Origin of the sequence: Moorena sp. SIO3I8 (genome assembly GCF_010692325.1) — a bacterium.
In the GTDB taxonomy this organism is placed as follows: Bacteria; Cyanobacteriota; Cyanobacteriia; order Cyanobacteriales; family Coleofasciculaceae; genus Moorena.
Genome location: NZ_JAAHHW010000179.1, coordinates 1 through 9,874, shown reverse-complemented (window position 1 = coordinate 9,874; position 9,874 = coordinate 1). Strand labels below are relative to the sequence as shown.

At 44.7% G+C, this 9,874-nt stretch carries 11 protein-coding genes; all 11 read left to right on the top strand.

What is annotated here, in order from left to right; translation table 11 throughout:
- A partial coding sequence (locus F6K51_RS33690) for a hypothetical protein (RefSeq protein WP_293029373.1) occupies positions 1 to 228 on the top strand: 228 nt, incomplete at its 5' end.
- A gap of 137 nt (positions 229 to 365) precedes the next feature.
- A complete protein-coding gene (locus F6K51_RS33685) occupies positions 366 to 644 on the top strand; it encodes a hypothetical protein (RefSeq protein ID WP_293029371.1) in 279 nt (92 codons plus the stop codon).
- Between the two features lie 53 nt (positions 645 to 697).
- Entirely contained in the window at positions 698 to 1,963 is a 1,266-nt protein-coding gene (locus tag F6K51_RS33680; protein WP_293029368.1) for a glycosyltransferase family 4 protein, read from the top strand.
- 63 nt (positions 1,964 to 2,026) lie between these two features.
- Positions 2,027 to 3,043, top strand: coding sequence for a glycosyltransferase (locus F6K51_RS33675; RefSeq protein ID WP_293029365.1), 1,017 nt, complete (start codon positions 2,027 to 2,029; stop codon positions 3,041 to 3,043).
- 132 nt (positions 3,044 to 3,175) lie between these two features.
- Positions 3,176 to 4,534, top strand: coding sequence for an oligosaccharide flippase family protein (locus F6K51_RS33670; RefSeq protein WP_293029362.1), 1,359 nt, complete (start codon positions 3,176 to 3,178; stop codon positions 4,532 to 4,534).
- A 103-nt stretch (positions 4,535 to 4,637) separates the two neighbouring features.
- Positions 4,638 to 5,447 (top strand): 2OG-Fe(II) oxygenase, encoded by an 810-nt coding sequence (locus F6K51_RS33665; RefSeq protein ID WP_293029359.1) that lies wholly within the window; start codon positions 4,638 to 4,640, stop codon positions 5,445 to 5,447.
- On the top strand, positions 5,440 to 5,622 hold the full coding sequence (locus F6K51_RS33660) for a hypothetical protein (RefSeq protein WP_293029354.1): 183 nt from the start codon (positions 5,440 to 5,442) through the stop codon (positions 5,620 to 5,622). Before F6K51_RS33665 ends, F6K51_RS33660 begins: the two co-directional genes overlap by 8 nt.
- 275 nt (positions 5,623 to 5,897) lie before the next feature.
- A complete protein-coding gene (locus F6K51_RS33655; RefSeq protein WP_293029351.1) occupies positions 5,898 to 7,313 on the top strand; it encodes an O-antigen ligase domain-containing protein in 1,416 nt (471 codons plus the stop codon).
- A 210-nt stretch (positions 7,314 to 7,523) separates the two neighbouring features.
- Positions 7,524 to 8,534, top strand: a complete 1,011-nt coding sequence (locus F6K51_RS33650; protein ID WP_293029348.1) for a glycosyltransferase family 2 protein — start codon at positions 7,524 to 7,526, stop codon at positions 8,532 to 8,534.
- Between the two features lie 260 nt (positions 8,535 to 8,794).
- Positions 8,795 to 9,382, top strand: a complete 588-nt coding sequence (locus F6K51_RS33645) for a serine O-acetyltransferase (protein WP_293029345.1) — start codon at positions 8,795 to 8,797, stop codon at positions 9,380 to 9,382.
- A gap of 28 nt (positions 9,383 to 9,410) precedes the next feature.
- Positions 9,411 to 9,874 (top strand): hypothetical protein (locus F6K51_RS33640; RefSeq protein ID WP_293029342.1); only part of this gene is annotated, 464 nt, incomplete at its 3' end.

Sequence of the window (9,874 nt, the reverse complement as noted above, 5' to 3'; positions counted from 1 at the left end):
CAGGAAAAATTTGACTTGGTTATCTATGACACTCCTAATCTACTGAACTATACAGACGCCAATTTCCTGGCTGCCAATACAGATGGAATCTTGATGGTGGTCGGATTAAGAGGAACTAAGAAATCTCGATTCAAGCAAGTTCTCGATCAAATAGACAGGTTTGGCTTAACCTGTCTGGGCGTAGTAGTTAATCGTGTTCAACCATCTTCCCTGACTGTCTCACCCTAGAACATCGGTTGCTGAAGGTTAATCGGTTGTTCACCATTTTTGAATGAAGAATGAAGAATGAAGAATGAAGAATGAAGAATGAAGAATTCCAAATGCGCGCATTCTAAATTCTACATTCTTCATTCTGACAGACAACCTTGGCCAAAAGGCCACGCTACGCGAACAACCTGCCACCAAAACTAATTCTGCCGCACAAGATATTACCTATCCCCGATGCGATCGCAATCCGGATTCTGAGTTCACACTTAGTAAGAACAATTAGGAACATACTGCCACCAAAGTTGCTTTCGCCTGAGGAGGCGGCAAAATTGGTACGGACAATGGAGCCTAATCAGGTGATGTTAATGAAGGCGTTACATCCCTTGAAACATTTGAGGATTTTTCTCGATCTATTCCATCTCTTAGATAAGGTGTAAATCTACGAACTACGAATTCATAGAAACAGACATACCGTTGCCCCGAGTTCACGATGACAATTGCCTATCTAGTTAATCAGTATCCTAAGGTAAGTCACAGCTTCATCCGGCGAGAGATTGCAGGCCTTGAGGCTTGCGGTATTCAAGTCAAACGTTTTTCTATCCGTTCCTGCGCCTCTGAACTAGTTGATCAAGCCGATCAACTAGAGCTACAGAAGACTCGATTTGTCTTAGGAGTTGGCATCGTGGGCTTGTGTTTTAGCCTATTACGCACTGCCTTAACCAGACCGATACGTCTTTTGAAGACCTTAGGGCTGACCCTCAAAATCGGCTGGGGTTCAGACCGAGGAGTTTTGAATCATCTAGCCTACTTAGCTGAGGCTTGCCTTGTGCTGGGTTGGTTTTCCGAGTCAGATATTGAGAAGGTTCACGCCCACTTCGGAACAAACTCAACTACAGTAGCGATGTTATGTCATGCTCTCGGTGGACCATCTTACAGCTTCACAGTTCATGGTCCAGAAGAGTTTGATAAATCCCAACTTCTCGCCTTAAGAGAAAAAATCAACCGAGCTGCTTTTGTGGTCGCTGTTAGCTCCTTTGGCAAAAGCCAGCTTTATCGATGGTGCAGCCACAATCAGTGGTCAAAAATCCATGTGATCCACTGTGGTGTGGATGAGATGTTTTTGAGTAAACCCCATACCCCCATACCAGAGGTGCCACGCTTAGTTTGCGTTGGTCGCCTCAGTGAACAAAAAGGACATCTACTCTTGATTGAAGCGGCGCATCAGTTAGCGGCTGAGGGCTTGCAGTTCAAGTTGGTACTAGTGGGTGATGGACCGTTGCGATCGCAAATTGAAGCAACTATTGCCCAGTTGGGTTTGCAAGACCACATTCAGATTACTGGCTGGGCTAGTAATACTGAGGTTCAGCAACAAATTTTAGCAGCACGAGCCCTGGTACTGCCCAGCTTTGCGGAAGGATTACCAGTCGTGCTCATGGAAGCTTTAGCCCTGGGTCGTCCAGTGATTACTACTTATGTTGCCGGAATACCTGAGTTGGTGAGTGATGGTAACTGTGGTTGGCTGGTGCCACCAGGCTCTGTTGAAGCCTTAACCGCAGCAATGGCTGAAGCCTTAAACTCCCCGGTGGAAACCCTGGAGGAAATGGGTAAAGCTGGGGCGGAGCGGATTGCTAGGCGGCATGATGTCGCAACAGAAGCCAAGAAATTGTCAGCCCTATTTCTATCTAATCCTGAACTACCTCCAAAGCAAGCTCCGATTGAGGCACCACCAAGGAGTGCTAAGCTCTCACGCCTTTAAATTGTAAATCGGGGCAACAGATAACCATTTTCAATAATTTCCCTTATTTTTAAAAGTTAGCTGATGCGTTTTGTATTTTTGCTTTCAGACTTTTCAACAAGCACCACTTGGCAGCTAATATACCGTGTCCTTCGCCGTCCTAAGCTAAAGCCAATTCAGAGTTGGGTCAGGCGTAGGTGGCTTTATAAATCCGAAGTAAACGGCGGAGACCTGAATATCATGCGTCACTGCTTGGCAGCTCGGGAATCTGGGGCTGATGCAGTAATTGCCACCATGACTGGTCGTAACACCTTTGGGAATACTTGGGGGATTCACGATTTACCCTTTATCCGTTGGGCAGATCGTCGTCCGGATGATGTATGCATTATTCCTGATTGGCTGACACTATTGATTAATGATGTCAAAGGACCAGCGATCGCTTATCTCCAGGTTCCAATTTTGGTTAAAGCTGATTTTGACTATCGAGATAGCCGTGTGGCTCTTTGGACAGACTCTCCCTTCATGAAGGAAATATGCGAAGCCACTTATCCTGGCAAGGAAATTGAGATTGTTCCCAATGTAGTTGACAACCAGGCATTTCCATTTATTCCTCAAGCAGAAAGAGAAGCAGGTTTGGTCTTCGCCTTTCCCAGAAAAGGTCCTGAGTTCATCACCGAGACTGAGGAATGGTATCAAAAGCTAGGTGGTACCTACTGGAGATTTGAGCGTGTGGATGGACTTCCCTTTCACGAACTAGCAAAGCAGTTTAGACGACCACAAGTCTTCCTGGCATCTGCAGAGGTTGAGGGTTGTGCCCTTCCTCCCCAAGAATCCATGGCAGCAGGAATTGTGGTAGTCGGTAAGACTGCCCGTGGGGCAAATTTCTGCATGGAACACCGTAAGACTGCTATGGCTGCCGAGACTCCTGAGGCTGCAGCACGATGTCTTTTGGAACTAGAGAATGCAGAACTTCGTGACAATATTTCACGCAATGCTCACGACTATATCAGTCGTTATTTCTCATCTCAAGAGCCAGCCCGTTTCTGGCAAAATACGGTTCGGGAGTATTCATCTGGTGCTCAACAACTATTATCTACCTAGCTGTAACGTACCTACATTACACAACATGCTCAGATATCAGCTGTAGAGCCAATCTTTAAAACTAATCAAATTATCTGATGCCTTTAAGTCTGCAACCCCACCCATCCCGTCTACCTACTCGGAAATCTAACCATGTCCTCATCACTTAAAAAACAACTCCTCCGTGGGGCTATTTGGACAGTAGCTGGTTATGGAACAAGTCAGTTTCTGAGACTGGCAAGTAATCTTGTTCTGACCCGCCTGCTTGCACCAGAGTTTTTCGGCTTAATGGCTCTAGCCAACGTTTTCATCATTGGCTTACGGTTATTCTCCGATGTCGGGATTGGTGCAAGCATCATCCAGAATAAACGTGGGGATGACCCAGTTTTTCTGAATACTATCTGGACTATTCAGGTTTTGCGGGGCCTTTTGCTGTGGGTGGCTTGTCTTATAATTACTTGGCCGATTGCCCATTTCTATAATAACCCGCAGCTGTTAGGGCTGATGCCAGTCATTGGTGTGATCCCACTGATTGAGGGATTCAACTCCACTGCTGTGTGGAGCCTCAACCGCCACATGGCATTTGGCAAGATCATGATGTTTGAGCTGGTGGGGCAAGTGTCCGGCCTGATCTTGATGGTCGCTTGGGCTTTTGTCAATCGGACAATCTGGGCTCTTGCTATTGGAAATGTGCTGACGGCATTGGTCAAAATGGTAATGAGTCATTGGTTAATTCCTGGAATATCAAACCGCTTTACCTGGGAGAAAGAGGCAGCCAACAGCATCTTTTCCTTCGGGAAATGGATATTTATTTCAACGGCGCTTACCTTTCTCGCGACCCAAGCCGACCGACTAATTCTAGGCAAATTGTTTTCATTTGAGTTATTGGGAATTTATGGTGTTGCCTTTAATTTAGCGTACCTACCTTCTCAGGTAATCTCGGCAATTAGTTCCAAGGTGCTTTTGCCAACGTTTTCTCAGCTGGCTGATTTGCCTCGGGAAACCTTTCGGATCAAAATTTGGTACAATCGCCAACTTATCCTAGTGGTTGCAGCATTGATGTTGACAGTCAGTACTGCTTTTGGAGATTTTGCGATTTTTATCTTATACGATGAGAGGTTTTATGAGGCGGCTTGGATGTTGCCAATCCTGACCCTAGGCATCTGGCCTGCATTATTGATTGATACGGTTCAGCAAGCTCTGATGGCTCTTGGGAAGCCAAACTATAACGCTTACAGTCAACTTGTCAAGAGTCTTAATGTTTGTATTGGCATACCCCTAGGATTTTATCTGATGCAAAGGTTCGACAATGGACCACTCGGAGCAGTAGTCGTGATTGCTTTCAATGACATTCTCCCTTATTTAGTAATAACTTATGGTCTCTGTCGTGAAGGGCTTTCTTTTATTAAGCAAGACCTCTGGGCTACTTCACTACTGTTGACATTACTGATGTGGGTGATTTGGGCTCGATATATGTTGGGTTTTGGATATCCTATCAGTGGACTTTTTTAAAACAGGGAACAGGGAGCAGGGAGCAGGGAGTAGGTAACAAAAATTATCACGATCTATTTAGTATTGCTATTCTTAATTAAGAATAAAAACTATAAAATAAACAATGGATAACAAAATGGATTCAAAATTAAACTATTGCCTAGATCCGGAAAAGTTAACTAACTTTGCGAAGGAGCATTGTGAAGCCTACGCCCAGGCTGATCCATTCCCACACATTATCATGGATAACTTCTTTCCAGAAGAGATTCTAGATAATATTCTGAATGAGTTTCCTAAAGCTGATGCAATTGATTGGCAAAAATTTGAGGCTGCCCCAGAAAAAAAACTGGCCTCAAAATCGGAAATACAAATGGGAGAGTACACCCGATTTTTTCTGTATCAGCTCAATTCATCAACTTTCATTAATTTTTTAGAAAATTTAACTGGTATTGATGGAATTATCCCTGATCCTCATTTTGTTGGTGGTGGCTTGCATCAGATCGAAAAAGGTGGTTACTTAAAAATCCATGCTGATTTCAATCGCCATACAAAATTGCGCCTTGACCGCCGCTTAAATCTTCTGATCTATCTCAACAAAGATTGGCAAGAAGATTATGGTGGTCATTTTGAAATGTGGGATACAGAGATGACTCAGTCTCAGAAAAAAATTCTCCCCGTCTTCAACCGATGTGTGATATTTAGTACTACAGATTTTTCCTATCACGGACATCCTGAGCCATTAACTTGTCCAGAAGGACGGACTCGGAAATCCTTGGCACTTTACTACTACAGCAATGGCAGACCAGCTGAAGAGCTTTCCAAGAGTGGCGATCATTCCACATTATTTAAGGCTCGACCAGGAGAAAAATTACAACTTAAAAAATCTCCAGTAACCAAAGTCAAGAACTTTCTTAAGAAGTTAATTCTTGAGTAATAATTCAGCAGTCAGCGGTCAGCGGTCAGCGGTCAGCGGTCAGCGGTCAGCCGTCAGCCGTCAGCCATCAGCGGTCAGCGGTCAGCCATCAGCGGTCAGCCGTCAGCCTTCAGCTTACTCTTTTATTCAAAAGCACCTCAAGTACCGTGGCACAGGCTTTGGCCTTGGCCTTTAGGCCACGCGGGGCGCGTTTGGCCACGCTGTGCGAACGACGCTGTGACTTAAGGCATATGCTGATAGCTAATAGCTAATAGCACCTCAAGTAGCGTGCGCGTAGCGCTTAAGCTGATAGCTGATAACTGATAACTGATAGCTAATAGCTGATAGCTGATAGCACCTCAAGTAGCGTGCGCGTAGCGCTTAAGCTAATAGCTGATAGCTGATAGCTTACATTACTTAAGTCAGAAATTACTCAAGCAACTCTGTTGACGTTTATGCCCAAAAAAGCCAATGAGTTTTTTAGTCCCCATCGTCATGTTCGGCTGGATTCCAGTTGTTCTTTATCTCTTCATGAGAATTCCAGCTCAGCGGGCAGTCATTGTGAGTTTCATCGTAGCATGGCTATTTCTACCTGTGGCAGAATATGCTTTGCCTGGTCTACCTGACTATACTAAGATGTCGGCAACTTGCTACGGTATTTTGTTGGCTACTTTTATATACGATGTTGGGCGTTTTAGCTCCTTTAAATTCAGCTGGATTGACTTGCCGATGCTAATTTGGTGCCTATGTCCATTGGCTTCATCTCTTACGAATGGGTTGGGGGCTTACGATGGGTTCTCTACTGTTTTGACGCAAACCTTGACCTGGGGAGTACCCTATTTTCTCGGTCGGATCTATCTCAATAACTTGAGTGGATTACGTGAATTGTCAATTGGCATTTTCATGGGCGGCTTGATCTATGTTCCCCTATGTTTGTACGAAATTCGCTTTAGTCCGCAGCTCCATAGGATATTTTACGGCTTCTTTGCTCATCCTGACTTTTCTCAAACCATGCGTTACGGGGGATGGAGACCGACAGTATTTATGATCCACGGTTTGCCAGTGGGTCTGTGGATGATGGCAGCTAGTTTAGTGGGAATTTGGCTATGGCACACTGGGGTGATCAAACAACTGTGGAATATTCCGATGAAGTGGCTGGTAGCTGCCGTGTTGATCACATTTATATTGTGCAAATCCACTGGTGCCTATTTCTTACTACTCTTAGGAGTTGGGATCTTGTTTGTGGGCAAGCAATTTCGTACTGCTTTGCCAGTCTTTATCCTAATTGGGGTTATTTGTTCTTACTTATACATTAACTCACAGACTGAAACCTACGTTAGTGATCAGATTATCTCACATGTATCGAATGTGGTTCCTGCAGACCGTATCCAATCCTTACAGTTTAGATTTGATAATGAAGAGCTACTTGTAGATAAAGCACGGAAACGGATCGTGTTTGGCTGGGGAGGATGGGGAAGAAGTCTGATCTTTAATGACAAGGGTGAGCAAGTTACGGTTCCAGATAGTTTGTGGATTCTTGCGTTTGGTGAAACTGGTACCGTTGGACTAGCCAGCCTGACCACATCCTTACTAATGCCGGTGTTGACTATGTTTTGGTTCCGTTGTCCAGCGGAGTTGTGGCCAAAGCGGCAAGCGGCACCAGTGGCGGTGCTGACCGTGGCTGTAGCGTTGTACATGGTGGAATTTCTGCTCAATGCCCATGGTAATCCTGTCTTTGTATTGGCTTGTGGAGGACTATCAGGATTGGTGATCCAAGAACCTACAACTAATAAGGTTAAAAAAGCCCCGGCATTGCCAGCCCAGCGTTCTCGGAATCAAAATCGGAATCAAAATCGGCATCAACGGAGACAAGTTCAAAGGAATTAGGAATCATATATCAGGGAGTAGGGAGTAGGGAGTAGGGAGTAGGGAGTAGGGAGTAGGGAGTAGGGAGTAGGGAGTAGGGAGTAGGGAGTAGGGTAAAAAAACGTGTTAATTTTTACGGTTTTAAAAACGCTATTTTTTGAATTTAAAAAATAGCAAAATAACTAACACTTAATTCTTAATGTATAAGCTAAATAAAGCACAAAAGTAGTTATGTATAATGAAGTAAAAAACAATACCATAAATTCTTTACTTATAGTAATTGTTAACTACAAAACCCCTAGTTTAACTATTGATTGCTTACGCTCTTTAGCGGATGAAATCCCAGGTTTATCGAATACTCGGGTGGTAGTGGCAGATAATGCCTCTGGGGATGGATCGGCTGTTGCCATTAAAAATGCGATCGCAAACGAAAACTGGGGTAGTTGGGCATCGGTGATGCCACTAGAGCACAATGGTGGATTTGCGTTTGGCAATAACGCTGTGATCCGCCCAGCTCTGAAGTCTAATCAGCCACCGGATTATGTGTTGTTGCTCAATCCAGACACCATTGTTCGTCCTAGAGCCATCAAAACCCTGGTGGAATTTATGAGTGACCATCCCCAGGTGGGTATTGCTGGGTCTCGCCTGGAAGAGCCTGACAGTACCCCTCAGTGTTCAGCATTTCGGTTTCATACCGTCCTCAGTGAGCTAGATTCTGGTTTGCGTCTCGGTATCGTATCGAAATTATTATCGGAGTGGGTAGTTTGGCCACCGATTCCTGACCAACCCTGTCCAACGGATTGGGTTGCTGGAGCAAGTATGATTGTTCGCCGGGAAGTGTTTGAGCAGGTTGGCCTGATCGATGAAGCTTATTTCATGTATTACGAAGAAATGGACTTTTGCCTGCAAGCCCAGAGAGCTGGCTGGGAATGCTGGTATGTCCCTGAAAGTCGCGTAGTCCACTTAGTTGGACAAAGTTCAGGTGTTACCGACACCAAGCGTCCACCCAAACGCCGACCCCAGTATGTCTTTGATTCTCGACGACGGTATTTTCTTAAAAACTATGGTTGGTTTTACGCTGCTCTAGCGGATCATGCCTGGGCTTCTAGTTATTTATTGTGGCAATTGCGCCGAGTGGTTCAAGGTAAGCCCGATAATGACCCACCCCAGTTACTTAGTGATTTTCTCCGCAATAGTGTGTTTTGTAAAGGTGGTGCCTTTAGTAGTCCGAAGATTTCGTGATTAGCTTTTAGCTATCAGCTTATAGCAAATCTTATACCCATGAGGTACAAAGGGATCCCCCTAAATCCCCCTTAATAAGGGGGACTTTGAGGTTGAGAAGTGTACCTCATATAATGCGGGTGCCACAGCATCGAAGCCTGTTATACAAAGCTGATGGACTATTCCCGATTCCCAATTCTAAATTCTTCATTCTAAATTCTTCATTCTAAATTCTTCATTCTAAATTCTTCATTCTAAATTCTTCATTCTAAAAAAATATTATGGTGATGCCAACAGATTTAACGGCAAATTCTACCCAGCCAAAAACGGATAATTTGGGACTTTTGCAACAAATTAAAGAAGATTGGAAGGCTCATGGTTGTGATTGGACTAAGCCTGGATTTCGGGCTGTGGCGGTGCAGCGGTTTGGAGTCTGGAGAATGAACATCCAACCGAAGTTACTACGGGCTCCCTTTAGTATTCTATACCGAGCATTATATCGTAAAGTTCGTAATACCTATGGGATTGAATTACCTTACACGGTAAAGCTTGGTCGTCGAGTAATTATTGAGCATCAAAGTGCGATTGTTATTCATGGGTATTGCACTATTGGTGATGATAGTATCCTACGTCAAGGAGTCACTTTAGGTAATCGTTATTTAGATCGTCCTTTCGATGCCCCCATCTTAGGAAAACGTGTCAATGTTGGAGCTGGTGCTAAGATTTTTGGCAAGGTTACTATCGGTAATGGGGCAAATATTGGTGCTAATGCTGTAGTTTTATCTGATGTACCTGCTGGGGCTACGGTAGTGGGAATTCCTGCTAAGGTTATTAAGGTGCGTTCTTTAGATGAGAACGGCTCTAGTTGAGATGTCAACAAACGAAGACTAACCACACATGAACCGCCGCCGCATTCTTAAAGCTGGACAGCCTTACAGTTTTAGCCAATATTTTCACCTTCCCTTTACCCTAGAAGATATCTTGGCTGAATTTGACTGTACCCTTGTGCGATCGCATATCGATCTACCTCGTCAGCCCTTCACTGCGCCTATTGAACCCCTGCTGCACCAAATCGAGCGTAACCGCAAGCGCATCGAGCTGATCAACGAAACTGCCCGTCGCGAAGCCCTGATCGCACCAATTCTGTTTGAAGTAGTCGATCTAACTAATCACCGCATTTACATTGAATATTCCATCGCCGTTAGCGAACACCTGCGGGGAACCTTAGATTATTACATTGCCAACCATAACGTGATTGTGATCGAAGCCAAACAATCTGATCTGGTAAGGGGCTTCACTCAACTGGCGGTGGAGTTGGTTGCCCTTGATCAGTGGCTCCAGTCTGACCAGAGAATTTTGTA